This window comes from Bacillus sp. FSL R5-0523 (assembly GCF_037975295.1).
Lineage (GTDB): Bacteria > Bacillota > Bacilli > Bacillales > Bacillaceae > Bacillus > Bacillus subtilis.
Window position 1 is genome coordinate 1,465,995 of record NZ_CP150251.1, and the last position, 18,689, is coordinate 1,484,683.

At 41.5% G+C, this 18,689-nt stretch carries 20 protein-coding genes; 14 read left to right on the forward strand and 6 right to left on the reverse strand.

Annotated features, from left to right (window positions below; all coding sequences use genetic code 11):
* Window positions 1-83 precede the first annotated feature (83 nt).
* Together NYE53_RS07635 and kinA are read left to right on the forward strand one after the other, a co-directional pair.
* Window positions 84-2,204: a penicillin-binding protein 2 gene (locus NYE53_RS07635; RefSeq protein ID WP_339248029.1), complete on the forward strand. Its 2,121-nt coding sequence runs from the start codon at window positions 84-86 to the stop codon at window positions 2,202-2,204.
* A gap of 163 nt (window positions 2,205-2,367) precedes the next feature.
* Window positions 2,368-4,188, forward strand: a complete 1,821-nt coding sequence (gene kinA, locus NYE53_RS07640; RefSeq protein ID WP_106610737.1) for a sporulation histidine kinase KinA — start codon at window positions 2,368-2,370, stop codon at window positions 4,186-4,188.
* Window positions 4,189-4,197: 9 nt separating this feature from the next.
* On the opposite strand, the gene NYE53_RS07645 is transcribed toward kinA, so the two are convergent.
* Both NYE53_RS07645 and NYE53_RS07650 read right to left on the reverse strand, forming a co-directional pair.
* A complete protein-coding gene (locus NYE53_RS07645; protein ID WP_101502064.1) occupies window positions 4,198-5,379 on the reverse strand; it encodes an aminotransferase A in 1,182 nt (393 codons plus the stop codon).
* A gap of 201 nt (window positions 5,380-5,580) precedes the next feature.
* Window positions 5,581-5,742: a hypothetical protein gene (locus tag NYE53_RS07650; RefSeq protein WP_014476654.1), complete on the reverse strand. Its 162-nt coding sequence runs from the start codon at window positions 5,740-5,742 to the stop codon at window positions 5,581-5,583.
* Between the two features lie 203 nt (window positions 5,743-5,945).
* On the opposite strand from NYE53_RS07650, the gene cheV reads away from it, so the two are divergent.
* Entirely contained in the window at window positions 5,946-6,857 is a 912-nt protein-coding gene (cheV, locus tag NYE53_RS07655) for a chemotaxis protein CheV (protein ID WP_014476655.1), read from the forward strand.
* Window positions 6,858-6,900: 43 nt separating this feature from the next.
* On the opposite strand, the gene NYE53_RS07660 is transcribed toward cheV, so the two are convergent.
* The 4 genes from NYE53_RS07660 to NYE53_RS07675 form a co-directional block, all read right to left on the reverse strand.
* Window positions 6,901-7,365 (reverse strand): YkyB family protein, encoded by a 465-nt coding sequence (locus NYE53_RS07660; protein ID WP_003232406.1) that lies wholly within the window; start codon window positions 7,363-7,365, stop codon window positions 6,901-6,903.
* Between the two features lie 125 nt (window positions 7,366-7,490).
* A complete protein-coding gene (locus NYE53_RS07665) occupies window positions 7,491-8,783 on the reverse strand; it encodes an MFS transporter (RefSeq protein ID WP_339248034.1) in 1,293 nt (430 codons plus the stop codon).
* A 75-nt stretch (window positions 8,784-8,858) separates the two neighbouring features.
* Window positions 8,859-9,353: a L,D-transpeptidase family protein gene (locus NYE53_RS07670; RefSeq protein ID WP_339248509.1), complete on the reverse strand. Its 495-nt coding sequence runs from the start codon at window positions 9,351-9,353 to the stop codon at window positions 8,859-8,861.
* Window positions 9,354-9,409: 56 nt separating this feature from the next.
* Complete coding sequence (locus tag NYE53_RS07675; protein WP_339248036.1) at window positions 9,410-10,270, reverse strand: metallophosphoesterase; 861 nt, start codon at window positions 10,268-10,270, stop codon at window positions 9,410-9,412.
* Between the two features lie 142 nt (window positions 10,271-10,412).
* Here NYE53_RS07675 and fadH point away from each other — a divergent pair, with 142 nt between their 5' ends.
* The 11 genes from fadH to dapD all read left to right on the forward strand — a co-directional run bounded on the left by fadH (window position 10,413) and on the right by dapD (window position 18,674).
* Window positions 10,413-11,177 (forward strand): 2,4-dienoyl-CoA reductase, encoded by a 765-nt coding sequence (gene fadH, locus NYE53_RS07680; protein WP_014476659.1) that lies wholly within the window; start codon window positions 10,413-10,415, stop codon window positions 11,175-11,177.
* Window positions 11,178-11,240: 63 nt separating this feature from the next.
* A complete protein-coding gene (locus tag NYE53_RS07685) occupies window positions 11,241-12,464 on the forward strand; it encodes an EAL-associated domain-containing protein (RefSeq protein WP_336154570.1) in 1,224 nt (407 codons plus the stop codon).
* A 646-nt stretch (window positions 12,465-13,110) separates the two neighbouring features.
* Window positions 13,111-13,350 (forward strand): DUF1797 family protein, encoded by a 240-nt coding sequence (locus NYE53_RS07690; RefSeq protein WP_003218671.1) that lies wholly within the window; start codon window positions 13,111-13,113, stop codon window positions 13,348-13,350.
* Between the two features lie 110 nt (window positions 13,351-13,460).
* On the forward strand, window positions 13,461-13,979 hold the full coding sequence (locus tag NYE53_RS07695; protein WP_003232389.1) for a ribonuclease H-like YkuK family protein: 519 nt from the start codon (window positions 13,461-13,463) through the stop codon (window positions 13,977-13,979).
* A 132-nt stretch (window positions 13,980-14,111) separates the two neighbouring features.
* Window positions 14,112-14,309, forward strand: a complete 198-nt coding sequence (gene abbA / locus NYE53_RS07700) for an AbrB antirepressor AbbA (protein WP_010886502.1) — start codon at window positions 14,112-14,114, stop codon at window positions 14,307-14,309.
* A 137-nt stretch (window positions 14,310-14,446) separates the two neighbouring features.
* A complete protein-coding gene (gene cbpB, locus NYE53_RS07705; RefSeq protein ID WP_003218674.1) occupies window positions 14,447-14,890 on the forward strand; it encodes a cyclic-di-AMP-binding protein CbpB in 444 nt (147 codons plus the stop codon).
* Between the two features lie 146 nt (window positions 14,891-15,036).
* On the forward strand, window positions 15,037-15,918 hold the full coding sequence (ccpC, locus tag NYE53_RS07710; RefSeq protein WP_003232387.1) for a transcriptional regulator CcpC: 882 nt from the start codon (window positions 15,037-15,039) through the stop codon (window positions 15,916-15,918).
* 110 nt (window positions 15,919-16,028) lie between these two features.
* Window positions 16,029-16,505 carry a flavodoxin gene (locus NYE53_RS07715; protein ID WP_335388453.1) on the forward strand — a complete coding sequence of 159 codons (477 nt, stop codon included), beginning with the start codon at window positions 16,029-16,031 and terminating at the stop codon, window positions 16,503-16,505.
* Window positions 16,495-17,388 carry an exo-alpha-sialidase gene (locus NYE53_RS07720; RefSeq protein WP_128992759.1) on the forward strand — a complete coding sequence of 298 codons (894 nt, stop codon included), beginning with the start codon at window positions 16,495-16,497 and terminating at the stop codon, window positions 17,386-17,388. Before NYE53_RS07715 ends, NYE53_RS07720 begins: the two co-directional genes overlap by 11 nt.
* A 15-nt stretch (window positions 17,389-17,403) precedes the next feature.
* A complete protein-coding gene (locus tag NYE53_RS07725) occupies window positions 17,404-17,859 on the forward strand; it encodes a flavodoxin (RefSeq protein WP_041334138.1) in 456 nt (151 codons plus the stop codon).
* Between the two features lie 104 nt (window positions 17,860-17,963).
* Window positions 17,964-18,674 carry a 2,3,4,5-tetrahydropyridine-2,6-dicarboxylate N-acetyltransferase gene (dapD, locus tag NYE53_RS07730; protein WP_003218680.1) on the forward strand — a complete coding sequence of 237 codons (711 nt, stop codon included), beginning with the start codon at window positions 17,964-17,966 and terminating at the stop codon, window positions 18,672-18,674.
* Window positions 18,675-18,689: the final 15 nt, after the last annotated feature.

The following is an 18,689-nucleotide window of genomic DNA, read 5'->3' on the forward strand; positions in this document are numbered from 1 at the left end:
CGCTGTAACAACTATTACAAAGGTGTTACAATTAATCTCAGTATATGTAAATATATTGAATGATTTGAGAGGGGTAACCAGAAGTGACTGAAATAGGACGTGAACCAAAGAAAAAGAGCAAAGGAAACAGAGCAATCAGAATGAACCTTTTTTTCCTAGCTGTCTTTGTTCTATTCACTGCATTAATTTTTAAGCTCGGGGTTGTTCAAATAGTTGAAGGCGAACAGCATGAAGAAGACGCTGAGAAATCAAATGCAAAAACAGCTTACTATCCTGCGCCTCGCGGGAAGATGTACGACAGAAACCAGAAAGTTGCTGTCGACAACCAGAGCGTTCCAGAAATTGTGTATGTATCAACATCTAGCACAAAAACAGAAGATAAAATCAAAACAGCGAAGCGGCTTGCTTCTTTCATTCATATTGATACTGAATTTTTGAAGGAAAGGGATCTTCGTGATTACTGGATCGCAGCTCATCCGAAAAAAGCCGCCGCTCTGCTTAAGGAATCAGAAAGCAATCTGAAAGGAGACCAGGCTTACAAGCTTCAAATAGAGCGTGTTCCGGAACAAGAATTAAAGGCTATTCAGCAAGATGACGAAGAAATGGAAACTGCTGCGATATATACAAGGTTTTCAAGCGGAAATGCTTACGAACCTCAAATCGTAAAGGCAATGAATCCAAATAAGAGCAATAGCAATGGAAAAAACGGAGCGCTGCTTGATGAGAAGAAAAACTCCTCGCAAAGACCAAAAAATGACTTAACATATGATGAAATTTCCATTGTTTCTGAGCATTTAGAAGAACTTCCGGGAATCGATATCGTAAACGATTGGACACGAAAATATCCTTATGACAAAACCCTTTATTCTGTTTTCGGGGGCGTCACGACACCTGATCAGGGCCTGCTGAGCGACCGGAAAGATTTCTACTTAACAAGAGGCTATGCGAATAATGACAGAGTGGGAAAAAGTTATTTAGAGTATCAATATGAAGAATATTTAAATTCGCATAAAGAAAAAGTGGAATACGTAGAAGATAATAAAGGAAATGTCGTCAGCCAAAAAACCATTGATAAAGGCAGCAGGGGATACGATCTTCAGCTTTCTTTTGACATGGAGCTTCAGGCAAAGGTAGAAAAGATCATTGAAGAAGAAGTAAGAAACAGCCGTGCACGCGGAAATTACATGCTTGACAGAGCCTTTGCCGTAATGATGGACCCGAATAACGGCGATATTTTATCAATGGCAGGGAAAAAGATAGATTTAAAAACCAACAAAATTGAAGATTATGCGATAGGGGCATTTACCACCCAATATGAAATGGGATCAGCAGTAAAGGGGGCCACCGTGCTAGCCGGCTATCAGGACGGGATCCCGCATTATAAATATTTTGTTGATACACCTCTTTATTTAGCAGGATACGGTGACAAACCGAAGAAATCCTACATGAACATGGGAACCATCAATGAATTAACCGCTCTGCAAAAAAGTTCAAACGTATATATGTTTAATGTTGCCATGCACATTGCCGGTGTCACATACAAGCCGTATGGACCTCTTCCTGCTGACCAGAAGGATTTAAACAAAATGAGAAATTACTACAGCCAATTTGGCCTGGGAGTAAAGACAGGTATTGATCTTCCGCAGGAATCAGCCGGAATGCAAACTACACCTGATGCGGTAGGGGGGTTAATTTTAGACTTGGCCATTGGACAATACGATACATATACACCGCTTCAAATGGCACAGTACATCTCATCAATTGCCAATGGGGGCTACCGTGTTCAGCCAAGAATTGTTACAAGTATCCATGAGCCCAGCAAAAAAGAAGGCCTTGGGAAGACCATTGAACAAAGAAAGCCAAACATTCTCAACAAAATTAACAACTCAGAAAGTGACATTCAGCAGGTGAAGACCGGAATGAAGCTAGTTACCACTTCAGGGACAGCAAAAAATACGTTTACAGAAGATGTATCAGGGAAAACGGGAACAGCGGAAACATTTTACTACGGCACGAATCGCAACTGGTGGGGGAAAAAAACATACAATCTGACTTTTGTCGGCTATTACCCATCGAAAAATCCAAAAGTGGCTTTTAGTGTTGTTGTTCCATCAGTAAATGATGATGATAAGATCAATAAAATTATTGCCAAAAGAGCTATCCACGCCTACGCAGAGCTCGAAAAAAAACACAGTAAAAAATAAAAAACAGGGTGCACAACTAAAAGATTGTGTGCCCTTTCTTTTATTCAAAAATTGACGTTCACCATAAGAATAGAAGGAGAATACTCATTTTCTAGCGAATCATACTAGGTAAAAGTCAATCTGTATATGTCGAAACACGATGATCATGCAAAGGAGGGATTCTGTGGAACAGGATACGCAGCATGTTAAACCACTTCAAACAAAAACCGATATTCATGCAGTCTTGGCCTCTAATGGACGCATCATTTATATATCTGCCAACTCCAAACTGCATTTGGGCTATCTCCAAGGAGAGATGATTGGATCATTCCTCAAAACGTTTCTGCATGAGGAAGACCAATTTTTGGTTGAAAGCTATTTTTATAATGAACATCATCTGATGCCGTGCACCTTTCGTTTTATTAAAAAAGATCATACGATTGTGTGGGTGGAGGCTGCGGTAGAAATTGTTACGACAAGAGCTGAGCGGACAGAACGGGAAATCATTTTGAAAATGAAGGTTCTTGAAGAAGAAACAGGCCATCAATCCCTAAACTGCGAAAAACATGAAATCGAACCTGCAAGCCCGGAATCGACTACATATATAACGAATGATTATGAACGGTTGGTTGAAAATCTCCCGAGTCCGCTATGCATCAGTGTCAAAGGCAAGATCGTCTATGTAAACAGCGCGATGCTTTCAATGCTGGGAGCCAAAAGCAAGGATGCTATTATTGGTAAATGGTCCTATGAATTTATTGAAGAAGAATATCATGATATCGTGAAAAACAGGATTATACGAATGCAAAAAGGAATGGAAGTCGGAATGATTGAACAGACGTGGAAAAGGCTTGATGGCACACCTGTTCATTTAGAAGTGAAAGCATCCCCGACCGTCTACAAAAACCAGCAGGCTGAGCTGCTGCTGCTGATCGATATCTCTTCAAGGAAGAAATTCCAAACCATCCTGCAAAAAAGCCGTGAACGATATCAGCTGCTGATTCAAAATTCCATTGATACCATTGCGGTGATTCACAATGGAAAATGGGTGTTTATGAATGAATCGGGAATTTCCCTGTTTGAAGCGGCTACCTATGAGGACTTAATTGGCAAAAACATATACGATCAGCTGCATCCTTGCGATCACGAGGATGTAAAAGAGAGAATCCAAAACATCGCCGAGCAAAAAACAGAATCTGAAATTGTCAAGCAATCCTGGTTCACCTTTCAGAACAGGGTCATCTATACAGAGATGGTCTGCATTCCGACGACCTTTTTTGGTGAAGCGGCCGTCCAGGTCATTCTTCGGGACATTTCAGAGAGAAAACAAACAGAAGAATTGATGCTGAAATCGGAAAAATTATCAATCGCAGGGCAGCTCGCGGCGGGAATCGCCCATGAGATCCGCAACCCTCTTACAGCGATCAAAGGATTTTTACAGCTGATGAAGCCGACAATGGAAGGCAACGAGCATTACTTTGATATTGTGTTTTCTGAACTCAGTCGTATCGAATTAATACTCAGTGAATTGCTCATGCTGGCGAAACCTCAGCAAAATGCTGTCAAAGAATATTTGAACTTGAAAAAATTAATTGGTGAGGTTTCAGCCCTGTTAGAAACGCAGGCGAATTTAAATGGCATTTTTATCAGAACCAGCTATGAAAAAGACAGCATTTATATAAACGGGGATCAAAACCAATTAAAGCAGGTATTCATTAATTTAATCAAAAATGCAGTTGAATCAATGCCTGATGGGGGAACAGTAGACATTATCATAACCGAAGATGAGCATTCTGTTCATGTTACTGTCAAAGACGAAGGGGAAGGTATACCTGAAAAGGTACTAAACCGGATTGGAGAGCCATTTTTAACAACAAAAGAAAAAGGTACGGGGCTTGGATTAATGGTGACATTTAATATCATTGAAAACCATCAGGGAGTTATACATGTGGACAGCCATCCTGAAAAAGGCACAGCGTTTAAAATTTCATTTCCAAAAAAATAAAACAACGGCTTAAACGCCGTTGTTTATCGTCTGCATGGCTTCACGTTTTTTTAATACAAATAATTCTAAACGGTCCAGGCCTTCTCTCAGCGTGTCCATTGAGCATGCAAAAGACAGCCTTACATATCCTTCACCATATGTTGAGAACGAGCTGCCCGGCACGAGTGCCACACCAGCGTCTTCCAAAAGAGCCATACTAAAATCAAATGAAGTCATTCCAAAGGTTTTAATAGAAGGGAAGATATAAAACGCACCGGACGGTTTAACAACATCAATTCCCATGGAAACAAGACGGTCATAAACATAGTCCAGACGTTTTTTGTATTGTTCTCTCATAATTAGGGCATCGTCAAAGCCATTTGTGACAGCTTCAAGCGCGGCTTTTTGAGAAATGGATGAGGCACATGACACATTGTATTGATGAACCTTTAAAATGTGCTTTGCAATGTCTTTCGGTGCAAATAAAAATCCAATTCTCCAACCGGTCATGCTGTGGGATTTTGACAAGCCGTTAATGACAATTGTTTGATCCCGCAAATGGTTTGCGATGGAGTAATGCGGTCTGTCATATGTTAATTCACTGTATATTTCATCGGACAATACGAAGACATTTCTGCCTTTTAAAAGGGCTGCGATGCTTTTCAGTTCTTCTTCAGATAAAGTCACGCCGGTAGGATTTGACGGATAAGGAAGCACGACACACTTGGTGTTGGGTGTCAGAGCATCTTCAATCAGCCGGGCGGTAAGCTTAAAGCCGTGTGATGTAGTATCAACAATGACAGGCTTGGCCCCGCACAAATTGATAATAGGTTCATAGCCCGGATAAATAGGCCCTGGCATAATGACTTCATCACCGGGAGATAAAATCGTCCGGAATGCAGCATCAATGGCTTGGCTTGCGCCTGTTGTGATGATAATTTCAGATTCAGCATCATAGTTGAAATCCGCTTTTTTCTTCATATAAAGCTGCACAGCTTGTCTCAGCTCCAGGTAGCCGGCATTCGGAGTATATGACGTCACGTTTTCATCAATGGCTTTTTTTGCGGCAGCTTTCACATGATGCGGTGTGAAAAAATCAGGCTGGCCGATTGTAAGTGAAATGACGTCTTCGTGTTGGGCTACAAGATTCGAGAATTTGCGTATTCCTGAAATTTCGATCTCTCTTGCTTTCGGATTCAGCAAATGTTCCATAATTCATCACCTTAACAAATATAATGAGTTTATCCTATTTTACCACTAGCTGATCATTTGTCACCTTTTTAACTGATATATTTCGATTGTATGCGCCTTTTTTCTAAACATACCTTTCTTTTCAGAAAAAAAGAAGACAACCAGCGATTTGATTGTCTTTATTGTATCATGTTCTATTATTGTTTATATGTGCCAATTTCATTAATAGCCATAATCAAAATGAAGGTCTTCGTGCCAAATCAGATACGGAGGATGCTCTTCTCGAAGATCAGCTGATTCTTTCTTCATATTCAGGTAAGTTTCTTCACTGATATCCTCTAAAACAGTCATTTCGTTTTCTTTAAATATTACTAAGGTACCCATTATTTACACCCTTCTTTGGAAAAATCCTTGACTATTTTATCACTGTTAGTTGGAAAGTCAATGGTTATTAGGAAAAAAGTTTCTTTTTTGAGGAACGCGGCTTGTTGCCTTCGGAATTCGATTTTGAAGAGCTGCCATTCACTTTTTACAAATTACGCCGATATATACAGTACAATACTGAATGCGAATAGCGAGGGATTGAATTGTCGTTACAACAATACGAAATTTTATTGGATTCTGGTACAAATGAATTAGAAATTGTGAAGTTTGGCGTGGGTGAAAATGCTTTCGGAATTAACGTCATGAAGGTAAGAGAAATTATTCAGCCTGTCGAGGTGACATCAGTGCCTCACTCCCATCAGCATGTAGAAGGAATGATTAAACTCAGAGGAGAAATCCTCCCTGTGATCAGTCTCTTCTCATTTTTTGGAGTAGAGCCTGAAGGATCAAAAGATGAGAAATATATCGTGACTGAATTTAATAAACGGAAAATTGTTTTTCATGTCGGCTCTGTTTCTCAAATTCACAGAGTATCCTGGGAAGCGATTGAAAAGCCGACATCGTTAAATCAAGGAATGGAGCGGCACCTTACCGGGATTATTAAGCTCGAAGACCTGATGATCTTTTTGCCTGACTATGAAAAAATTATTTATGACATTGAATCAGATTCAGGTGTTGACACGTATAATATGCATACCGAGGGCTTCGATGAAAGAAGAACTGATAAAAAGCTTATCATTGTAGAGGACTCACCGCTTTTGATGCGCCTCTTGCAGGATGAATTAAAAGAAGCAGGGTACAACAATATCGCTTCGTTTGAAAATGGAAAAGAGGCATATGAATACATTATGAACCTTGCTGAAAACGAAACTGATTTATCAGAACAGATTGATATGATCATCACTGATATTGAAATGCCAAAAATGGACGGACACAGGCTCACAAAGCTGCTGAAGGAAAATCCGAAAAGCTCAGATGTGCCGGTTATGATTTTCTCATCGTTAATTACGGATGATCTGCGTCACCGCGGCGAAGTCGTAGGCGCAGATGAGCAAATCAGCAAGCCTGAGATCAGTGATTTGATTAAAAAAGTGGATACGTATGTTATTGAATAAATAAAAACAGCCGTTGCCAGAAAGAGGCACGGCTGTTTTTATTTTAAAAGTAACTCTCGCCAAGTTTTTTAAAGACCGGTTTATGGTAAGCTGGCTGCTGGCGATTTGGCACTAGCGGCTTTTCTTTCATGCCGACATATTCTTGCAAAAGGTGTTTCGCTTTTGTTAAAGACATTTGAGCTTTAGGATTTCGGTACGATTGATTAAGTGTACCTAAATGCGGAAGATGTTCGAAGTCTTCTTTAGTTGGAGGCATGTGAAAATAGTAGTCTCCGATTGAGATAAGCACGTCCGATTGCTGTTGGCTGAACCTTGGATTTTTTGAAAAATGAAGCCCTATTTTCTTTCCTTTACCTTCTTTGACAAGCTTTTGCAAAGCCCGTTTTTTCAGCAGATATAGGTATTTAGGGTTGGGGGCGGTTTTTGCATGGCGGTTCACAGTGTAAACTGCTTTTGAAAGATTTTCTACGGTTGGCTGCAGATCTTTCGTATATGCATGGTCGTCCATTATTTCTCTCCTTTGCTCTTATCAATTTCTATATGTTTAGATTATACTTTTTTAAAGTTGAAATGCAAATATTGAATGTAAAAATGCGCTTTTTTCTAAGAAAAAAAGCGCATTATTAACCTGCATTATACAGATCTTGCCTTCTTTTTCGGCTGTTCTTGAAATGCTTCCTGAACATTCACTTCCACAGCCTGAGCACTGTATTTTGGCAGTGCAATAAAATAAAAAATAAAAACGAGCAGGATAATAACACCCATGCCGTAATAAAGATAATCAATGTTTGAAACAAACTTAGGGAATAACAGCGCGACTAAGCCAAGTGTCAAAGACTGTGCAAACATCATAAAAGGGTCCTGCATGCCGCTTACACGTCCCATCAGTTTGGGATGAACAATTTTTGGCATCCACCCTCCGATTGCAATGTTGATCGGTCCGATGCACATTCCCAGTGCAAAAGCTGCCGCGTAATACACCCATAAAATATTGGTGTAGCCGAGGACGAAGATCAGCAAACCTGCAATGAAAATCGGTATCGACATTAAAAAGTGCGGCTTCACTTTTTTAGAGATGATCGTGCCGATTACGCTGCCTGCCAGCAGCCCAAACCCGAGTGCGATCGTAAATACAGACGTATGCCACTCATAACGGTCAGGCGCCAATCCATATTTCATTGTAAACATCGGCAATACGGCGAATCCTCCATTGACAAATCCAAAAATGAAGAAGCCAAAAATAAGAGATGCCAGCAATTTGTTTTTTAAAATATAGAGGATGCCTTCTCTAAAGTCATTTATTGAATCCTTAACAGAAGTCTTTCTCCAGCTGAATGCACCGTTTGGCTGTCGGGCTTCTTTTGGAATCCGGCAGCTGCGGATCAGCAGCCCGGAAATGATAAAGCTGACAAAATCAAGAATAATGGCGCCTTCAATACCGATGGTGTTGTACATAAACGCGCCTATACCGACTCCAAACACCATAAAAATGCTAAAAAGCATCTGATTAAGCCCTGCCGCTTTCGCATAATGCTCCTTCGGCAGAATGGCTTGTACCAAACTGTTTTCTGCCGGAAAGAAAAACTTTGTTACAGCGCTTCTGATAAATAAGATACAAAAAACAAGAGGAATATTGCCGGTAAATAAAGTGAAAAAAAGCCCGACAGTCAGACCTGCTCTGATCCAATCACAATTTTCTGCCACCTTTTTTCTGTCAAACCGGTCCGCGACGACTCCCACGATCAGAAATACAAATATGGTCGGAAGAGAATACATCAGCTCCGCCAAGGTCGTATATGAAGGCTGGCTGCTGAATCGGTCCAGCAAAAAAAAAGCAAAGGCCATGTTGCCTACTGTCGTGCCCATTTGAGAAGCGAGTGCTGCGAAAAATAGACGAACAAAATTACGATTTTTAAATATATCCATAAAAACGCTCCTTACCCTAAAGGTCCCACTTTATCATATTATAAACCGCCTGTTTTTGAAACAAATAAGAAAACATTACCGGTTAATCGTGACTCTTGTTCCGTTTGGCACAATTGTAGCAAGTTCAATCACGTCTTTGTTATGCATGCGAATGCAGCCTTTAGAAACAGCCTTACCAATCGAAGCGGGATTATTCGTCCCGTGTATTCCGTAGTGCTGCTTTGAAAGGCTCAGCCAATAAGCGCCAAATGGGCCGCCGGGATTGCGCTGGCGGTTAATAATGTAAAACTCGCCAGTAGGCGTTTGCGTTAGTATTTTACCAACGGCGATGGGATAGGTTTTCATTACCCGATTATTTAGGAACAGCGTAAGGGTCTTCGCTCCGATTGAGACTGCGATATGATACGGAATTGTATAAGGGTCCGGCAGTCCGGGGATGACTATGGACTGTCCCGCGGTGAGCCCTGCCTGCAGTGACGGATTAGCCTGGAGTAATGCAGCCGTGCTGATTCTGAAATCAGCCGCGATGCTGTTCAGTGTATCACCTTGCTTCACCTGGTACGTAAGCAGTTTCCTCATCCTCCTTTTTTACTTATAAGTATTGATGAGGAGCCCATCCTGCTACATTAATTTGTGCTTTTTAAGGTGAAGACAGTGATTTCAGGCTTGGCCAGAAACCGCAAAGGCAGCCTGGTCATCCCGAGGCCTCGGTTTACGTAAATATGAGTGCTGCCCGCTTGATACATTCCCTCTGTGTAGACTTTTCCATATGGAGGCGTAATAATCGGTCCGTAAAAAGGCAGCTGAATCTGGCCGCCGTGTGTATGGCCGGAAAGCTGAAGGTTCACGGGATAATCTGTTGTTTTCAAGGCCGCATCAGGTTCATGGACGAGAAGAATGGAAAAAAGTCTGTCGCTCAGCCTTGAAAGGGTGCCTTCATAATCTGGGTTTCCCAGCATTAAGTCATCAAGCGAAGCAATTTCGATTTTGCTGCCATCTGCGAGTGACAATGTTTGATAGCCATTGCGATATACCGTGAAACCTCCGGCCGTCATCAGGCTTTTGTAAACGGCAGTTCCATAGCCTCCGTGATCATGATTGCCGTAAATACAAAGCTTGCCGAAGGGAGCATTAAGCTTTCTCAATAATGGAATGACTGCCTGGTGGTGCTGGTACGTATCAGGATTATCGATAATATCACCTGTAAAAACAATGAGATCAGGTTTAGATTCATTAATTGTAAGTATGACAGTTTTTAAATCTTCGAGAGTAAAGTAATCACTCAAGTGTGCATCGCTGAACTGCACGATTTTAAAACCGTCAAATCCGTGCGGGATGAGAGAGCTTTTTATTGTGTGTTCGGTTGTCTCGATCATATGCGGCTCGAGATACCTGGCATAGCCATATCCCCCGCCGGCCGTTAAAGCCCCGGCAGCAAGAGCGCCGAACATTCCTTTTAGAAATTGTCTTCTGGACATCTTTTTCATTTCAAACCAACCTTTAATAGAGTTTTTCTATTATATCATCTGTATCTGATAAATATCTCATTTGAGCATGTACTGACAGAGGCAGGGATATAATGATAGAATATTATTGAATGAATACTCATTCACAATAGGAGGGAGAAACATGGAAAAAAAAGCGGTTATCATTACCGGCGGGTCAAGCGGAATGGGAAAAGCGATGGCAAAAAAACAGGCTGAATTAGGGTGGCACGTTATGGTGACAGGGAGGAACCATGAAGCACTTGAGGAAACAAAAAAAGAAATTGAGACCTTTGAGGGACAGGTCGCTTGTTTTCAAATGGATGTCCGTTCCGATTCCGCCGCTTCAGACATGATTAAAGAAGCGATAAAAGCCTTTGGCCGGCTTGACGCGCTGATTAACAACGCGGCCGGAAACTTTATTTGTCCGGCAGAAAAGCTGACGCCCAATGGATGGAAAGCCGTTATTGAGATTGTTTTAAACGGCACATTTTTTTGCAGCCAAGCAGCGGCAAGGCATTGGATTGACCAGAAGCAGCAGGGTGTCATTTTAAATATGGCAGCCACGTACGCTTGGGGAGCGGGAGCGGGGGTCGTTCATTCCGCTGCAGCCAAAGCAGGGGTATTGTCACTGACAAGAACGCTGGCCGTTGAGTGGGGGAGCAAGTACGGCATCCGCACAAACGCGATAGCCCCCGGACCGATTGAACGAACAGGCGGTGCGGAGAAGCTATTTGAATCGGAAAAAGCGATGGCCCGCACGATGAACAGTGTGCCGCTCGGCCGATTGGGCACACCGGAGGAAATCGCCGCTTTGGCAGCGTTTTTGCTTTCTGATGAAGCATCCTATATAAACGGGGATTGTATCACAATGGACGGAGGGCAATGGCTGAATCCTTATCCGTTTTAAAGAATATTAATCTTTGGATTCAATGTGGTATAATCAGACAAAGATAGAGAAGCAGGTGATAACATGTTGGATCCACTTGATATTTTAACGAACATTGATGATGTCCTTCCATATTACCAGGCGATTTTCAGTGCCGAGGAACAGAAGGTTGTCGGATATGAGGTGCTTGGACGAATTTTGGCAGATTCAGAAATCCAAAGTCTCGGGCCCTTCTTTTTAGATGCGGGGATACCCGAAGAATATAAATTAGAGGTTGATAACAGAATTATCCGCCAGGCTCTAGACCGCTTTTTAGATGCGGATTCTGATCTGCTGATTTTTATGAATCAGGATGCCAATCTGCTGATGCTGGATCATGGTGAAAGCTTTCTGGAGCTTCTGAAAGAATATGAAGCGAAGGGAATCGAACTCCACCGTTTTGTGCTTGAAATTACAGAGCACAATTTTGAAGGGGATATTGAGCAGCTCTACCATATGCTTGCATACTATCGTACATACGGAATTAAAATCGCAGTTGACAACATCGGAAAAGAAAGCAGCAACTTGGACAGAATCGCGCTGCTCTCACCAGATCTGTTAAAAATCGATTTGCAGGCGCTGAAAGTGTCACAGCCGTCACCGTCATATGAGCATGTGCTGTACAGCATATCTTTATTAGCAAGAAAAATCGGTGCGGCGCTGCTGTATGAAGACATTGAGGCGAACTTCCAGCTTCAGTACGCCTGGAGAAACGGAGGCCGCTATTTTCAGGGCTATTACTTGGTGTCTCCATCTGAAACGTTTCTAGAGAGAGATGTATTAAAACAAAGACTTAAAACTGAATTTCACCAATTTATCACACATGAGAAAAAGAAACTGGAGACCGTCTATGAGCACTCTGAACAGTTTTACAAACGAGTGCATCAGGCTGTGACCTCTTTGAGAAAAAACAATCTGTCTTCTGATGATGACTTTATTAAAAAGCTGGCGGAAGAGCTGACAGATTGCAGCTTCAGGATTTACATGTGTGATGAAGAAGGCGATCAGCTGACGGGAAATGTGTTTAAGCAGGATGGAGAATGGATTTATCAGCCGGAATATGCGGAAAAGAACTGGAGCTGGCGCCCTTATTTTCTGGAGAACATTATGAGAATGAGAAATCTCAGAAAAGGTTTTTTCAGTGATCTGTATAGTGATTTGGAAACAGGTGAAATGATTAGAACGTTTTCGTATCCGATGGAGGATCAGGTGTATTTATTTATAGACTTGCCTTATTCATATTTATATGAGCAGGATGGATTGATTTAACGGCTGAAAGGCCGTTTTTTTATGAATTGAAAAAAATATCAAAAAACGATTGACATTGATACTGAGAATCATTATCATTTAATTATAGAGAGAAGCTACTCTCTGTTCCCCAACCCCTCTATCAGATCAAGATCCGAAAAAACTTGGCGCTACCCCCGCCAAGTTTTTTATTTGTCAAAGCATAGGACAATCCAATGAAACAATAAACCTAACTAGTGGTAAACGTTTAACACGGGGAGAAACATTCAGTGCCGAACACCCCTGACACTGCTGCACGGGTGAGGAGGAAAATTCGTTCTGAAATGATTATTTATTTCAGGTCCGTGTTTACTCTATCCAGCATGACTCCCATTGATTATGGCCACGCGGGACTTCACCATAAAATTCAAAAGAAGGTTTTGCCAAAGTTGCAAAAAGGCATTCTTAATGCTGCCAAAGATTCGAAAAAAATTATAATTGTGTGCATGACATTCAAAAAAAGCCTCAAACTAAAGAAAAATAGTTTTTTTCACTTTTTTTCTTTGCTTAAATTCAGCAGTGAAAATGCCATCCTGTCCGACTTTATGGTATGATGCTCAATAGAACTTGTATTATAATAAATACTTGTTGATTTGAAGTTGCTTTTTGAAAGGAGTCTTTTTTTAGAATGTCACAATTAATGGGTATCATCACACGGCTGCAAAGTCTGCAAGAAACAGCGGAAGCGGCTAACGAGCCAATGCAGCGCTATTTCGAAGTGAATGGTGAGAAAATATGCAGTGTTAAATATTTCGAAAAAAATCAAACGTTTGAACTGACGGTTTTCCAAAAAGGTGAAAAACCTAACACATATCCGTTTGATAATATCGACATGGTTTCCATCGAAATCTTTGAACTTCTTCAGTAAGATTCCTGAAATAGGGGGGAACAAGCTTCCGCCTTTGCAAAAGTAATCGAAATAAACGGTAAGGAACATACTTGTTTCATGGTTGTAAATCCTTGAAAAGGAGTGTCGTGATGGCTGATTCTTTTCTGTTTTATAATCTTTCAGAAGCACAGATGACCTTTCAAGATGTGATGGAACGGCTTAAAGCCTTTGTTCAAAAGGACCCCCGTTCTTCTTATGTGTTATCGATCGGAACCGATTCACAGGTTTACCGCGATTACACAAAGTTTATTACCGCATTGCATTTGCATCGTACAGGCAAGGGAGCTTGGGGCTGCTTGAAAAATCATACAGTCGACAGACCCATACATAGCCTTCGGGAGAAGATTTCGTTAGAAACGGCGTACAGCCAAGAAACGGCCGCTCATATTCTTGATGGACACTTAATGGATATTACCGATCTGCTCCTGCCCTTTACCGGTGAGGGGGCGGATCTTACCTTTGAAGTTCACTTGGATATTGGGAAAAAAGGGCTTACAAAAGATCTGATCCAAGAAATGACTGGACGTATTACCTCCATGGGGATTGAGGCCAAAATAAAGCCGGATTCATACACTGCCTTCAGCTATGCAAATCGTTTCACAAAATAATTTGGCTGAAAAGCCAAGGTAAATGTCGAATTATGCGGTTGACGTTTGTTATCTGATTACTTATTCTAGCGGTAGAGCTGAAAGTAAGTTGTCTTGCTTTCAGAGGTATTCAGTATAAAACAGGGGGCCTGATTGCGAATGAGTCTTATCGGTGAACGATTTACAGAAGAAGAACAAAAACTTCTGCTGAATATCCTGATCAACCATGAGTATGCCATCGAGCTATTAAGCAGTGAGATCAACGATATAGAGACAGGGACCAAAAACGTTGACGGAACCACCTACAAAAAACTTGTAACGCTATACGACCGATTTCGATTTGAAAATTAATGGGACACCCTATAATTGATACTCCACAAAGAGTATCTTTTTTATTGAAAGGAAACTTTTCGACAAATACTGATAAAGTTTATATTATTGCAATATAGGGAATGTATTGATGATGAAAATGAAAAGGGGTCGAAAACATGATAAGCTTACAATCAGATCAACTTCTTGAGGCAACAGTCGGACAATTTATGATTGAGGCGGACAAAGTAGCGCACGTGCAAGTCGGAAATAACCTTGAGCACGCATTATTAGTATTGACAAAAACCGGATACACAGCCATCCCGGTTCTGGATCCTTCCTACCGTTTACATGGCTTAATCGGGACAAATATGATCATGAACAGTATTTTTGGACTTGAGCGAATTGAGTTTGAAAAGCTTGACCAAATCACTGTTGAGGAAGTCATGCTGACCGACATTCCGCGCCTTCATATCAATGATCCGATTATGAAGGGATTCGGCATGGTCATTAATAACGGATTTGTCTGTGTTGAAAATGACGAGCAGGTATTTGAAGGGATTTTTACGAGAAGAGTCGTTTTAAAGGAATTGAATAAGCATATACGCTCGTTGAATAAGTAGGCTGTACGGCCTATTTTTATTATATAGCCAGAGCGAAAAAGAAAGCGCATACATAATTTAAACGAGAATAGGGCTTGAATAAGAAACTAAGATTTTATTAGAATGGGAGATAAGAAAAACTTATTGATAACAAAAAGGAGGACGACATGCAGCTTCAAGAGCTTCATATGCTCGTAGTTTTAGCTGAGGAATTAAATATGAGAAAGGCGGCAGAACGGCTTTTTGTATCTCAGCCGGCTTTATCTCAGCGCTTACAAACCATTGAAAAGGCGTGGGGAACAAAAATCTTTTTAAGATCCCAAAAAGGATTAACGGTAACGCCCGCCGGTGAGAAAATCATTCAGTTTGCGAATGATGTGACATTAGAGCAGGAAAGAATAAGAGAAAATATTGACGAGCTTGAAGGTGAAATTCACGGCACATTGAAGCTTGCCGTCGCCTCCATAATCGGTCAGCATTGGCTCCCTAAAGTCCTGAAGACGTATGTGGAAAAGTATCCGAATGCAAAGATCTCGCTCATAACCGGGTGGAGCAGCGAAATGCTGAAAAGCTTGTATGAGGATCAGGTTCATATCGGCATTATAAGAGGCAACCCTGAGTGGAAGGGGCGCAAAGATTACTTAATGACAGATCATCTGTATTTAGTAGATACTGAAATTTCCTGCATCGAAGATATTGCCCATACAGAACGGCCGTTTATCCAGTTTAAAAGTGACAGTACTTATTTTCAGGAAATTCAGCACTGGTGGCATCAAAAATTTAAAACGTCGCCGAAACAGACGATATTGGTTGATCAGATTGAAACGTGCAAACAGATGGCGCTGCACGGAATCGGTTATGCTATTTTGCCGTCTGTTACCCTTCAAAATGAAGATAAAGTGAATAAAATGCCTCTTTTAGACATGAAAGGGCATCCGATCGGTCGGGATACATGGTTATTAGGCTATGAGCCTGCCTTTGAACTGAAACAAGTCCAAGCTTTTGTACAAGTGATAAAGGATATGCTGGATCAGGAAAATCCATTTTAAAGACAGCGAGGTGCTGTCTTTTTTTATTTAGATGTTGACAATGAAAATCATTATCATTTAAAGTGATACATATGATATTGAAAATCATTATCAATTAATGGGGTGATAACATGGCTAAAGCCTTGATTACATATGCCAGCATGTCAGGAAATACAGAAGACATTGCCTTCATAATAAAAGATACGCTTCAGGAATATGAGTTGGATATCGATTGTGTCGAGATAGACGATGCGGATGCGTCTGCTTTAACCTCCTATGATTATGTACTGATTGGCACCTATACATGGGGGGACGGCGATTTGCCCTACGAAGCGGAGGATTTTTTCGAAGAGGTCAAACAGCTTCAGCTTAATGGTTTAAAAACAGCCTGTTTCGGGTCTGGCGATTATTCTTATCCAAAGTTTTGCGAAGCGGTGAATTTGTTCAATGTCATGCTGCAAGAGGCGGGAGCTGCTGTTTACCAGGAAACACTAAAAATTGAATTAGCGCCTGAAACAGATGAAGATGTGGAAAGCTGCCGAGCGTTTGCGAGAGGTTTTCTTGCATGGGCAGATTATATGAACAAGGAAAAAAGCCATGTTTCATAAAGGAGCAACTGCTGTTACGGCATCGGCGTTTTCTGGATATTTTGTGGCGGTACAAAGAGAAGGCATTTTTCATTATTCTTTGGAGCAGGGCTGGAGAAAGCTTTTTCGTTTGAAAAGTAAGATACACTGTATCAGCTACATAGGGCCTTACTTATTTGGCGTCGGTGAAAAGGGAACAGTCATTCGTTCGGCTGATGAAGGGAAAACCTGGACGATGTCGAGCTTTCCGACAAATGCAACAGTGTGGGCGATTACCGGCAGAAACAACGGGTTTGTCTGCGCCCACGGTAAGCATTGTATTTATGTATCGGATGATTTTGGTGTCTCATGGCGCGTAGCCAAACCTTTTGCCGAATTTCATAATCCCCCTGTTATCCGGTCGTTATGCCTTCACGGGGGCAATCTTTTTATCGGCACGCAAATACACGAATATTTTGGCGGCATTTGGGCTTACGACATTAAGCGTGACACTGTCCAAGTTGTCAAAAAAGAAAAAAACCGGATGACGGCATCCATGCTCGTGTTCAATGAAAATTGGCTGGTGGCGGCGATGGGTTCTGTGAAAGGAAAGCACGGTGCTGTCACTGTACGAAATCTTTTGAATGGTGAAGAATTTATCATTCAATCCAGCATGATCAGAAAAGAAGAGTCATTTCTTGATCTTTCAGAGGATGATGGCATTATATATGTCACTACAACACAAGATGAAAACGGTTTTTCAAGAATTTACCAGGCTGATCTCGAAGCCCGGTCGCTAAAATGGTTCGATACCATTAAGGGACATGGATGGAGAGTGGCCAATCAGAAAGAGAATTTCTTTTGCGCAGGCTTGTATGAATGTAAATTTGTCCAGCCGTACGAAGTTTCAGCAATGATTCATTAGAGGAGGAACAAGGAATTGGCGAAGATTTTGCTTGTTTATGCAACAATGTCAGGCAACACTGAAGCAATGGCAGATTTAATTGAAAAGGGGCTTCAGGAGGCGGAAGCAGAAGTAGACCGTTTCGAAGCAATGGATATTGATGATGCCCAGCTGTTTACCGATTATGACCATATCATAATGGGAACCTACACGTGGGGAGACGGAGATCTGCCTGATGAATTTTTAGATCTTGTTGAAGACATGGAGGAGATTGATTTTTCCGGTAAAACATGCGCTGTATTCGGTTCTGGTGATACAGCATATGAATTTTTCTGCGGAGCGGTTGATACGCTCGAAGCAAAAATAAAAGAATGCGGTGGCGACATTGTGCTGCCTTCGGTAAAAATCGAAAATAATCCAGAAGGTGACGAAGAGGAAGAATTAATAAACTTTGGGAGACAATTCGCAAAGAAAAGCGGGTGCGCTGTCTGATCACTCACTGGGAACTGCTAAAACGGCTGTTCCTTTTTTTCTTGTCTTTGTATCTTTCCTTTGATACAGTAATGAGGTAGAAAATCAGGAGGAGGACTATACATATGAAAATGATGGACGCAAATGAAATTATTTCATTTATTCAAAATAGTACAAAATCAACACCTGTAAAGGTTTACGTGAAAGGTGAGCTGGAAGGAATCAATTTCGGCGAATCTGCGAAAGCTTTTATCAATGGAAACACTGGTGTCGTTTTCGGTGAATGGAGCGAAATCCAAACAGCAATCGAAGAAAACCAAAGCAAAATCGAAGACTATGTGGTTGAAAATGACCGCCGCAATTCTGCAATCCCAATGCTTGATCTTAAAAACATCAAAGCGCGTATCGAGCCGGGCGCGATCATCCGCGACCAAGTTGAAATCGGTGATAACGCAGTCATCATGATGGGTGCTTCTATTAATATCGGTTCAGTCATCGGCGAAGGCACAATGATTGATATGAACGTTGTGCTTGGCGGACGAGCTACTGTCGGAAAAAACTGCCATATCGGCGCGGGTTCTGTACTTGCGGGCGTTATTGAGCCGCCATCCGCTAAACCGGTTGTGATTGAAGACGACGTCGTAATCGGCGCAAATGCTGTTGTGCTTGAAGGTGTAACAGTAGGTAAAGGAGCTGTTGTTGCTGCGGGAGCGATCGTGGTAAACGACGTTGAGCCATACACTGTCGTTGCAGGCACACCAGCTAAAAAAATCAAAGACATTGATGAAAAAACAAAAGGCAAAACTGAAATCAAGCAGGAATTACGCCAGCTGTAAGGAAAAGTTTGATAA